The sequence below is a fragment of the Vibrio sp. 1978 genome, assembly GCF_033344345.1.
Genome location: NZ_JAWPOP010000991.1, coordinates 1 through 522 on the forward strand (window position 1 = coordinate 1; position 522 = coordinate 522).

The 522-nt window shown below is 47.5% G+C and carries 1 protein-coding gene; it reads left to right on the plus strand.

Going from position 1 to position 522, the window contains the following annotated elements; translation table 11 throughout:
- The coding region (locus R8N49_RS30270) for an AMP-binding protein (RefSeq protein WP_318190838.1) at positions 1-522 on the plus strand (522 nt) is incomplete at both ends.

Genomic DNA, 522 nt, shown 5'->3' on the forward strand with positions numbered 1-522 from the left:
TTACTCAATATGCGCTATTGCTCTTGCAGCAAGGTGTTACACGTGATGATGTGGTGACTCTGGTAGGGAAGAACCAAGTTGAAACAGTACTGTTTTATTTAGCTGCGCAACAGTTAGGCGCTATCACCGCGTTGACTATGCCTCAGCCAATCGAGGCGCTACAAGGTAAGCTCTGCACACTGTACGGCGATCATCAAACACGTTTTGTTTGGTTTACTCCAGATTGTGAGTTCGCTTACTCTAGCGAAGAGAAAGCAGCATTAAATGCGATTTTTCTCACTTTGCCTACGGTAGATACCGTGGTTGAAAACACTGAGGATGACTATCAGCATGACAGGTTGGCTTCGATTGTGTTTACCTCAGGCTCAACGGGGGCACCGAAAGCGGTGGTTCATACGCATCGACAGCACCTTGCTTCGGCAGAGGGATTACTTTGTGAGTTCACCTTCCATCAACACGACACTTGGTTGTTGTCGCTTCCACTTTATCATGTTTCCGGCCTTGCGATTGTCTATCGCTGGT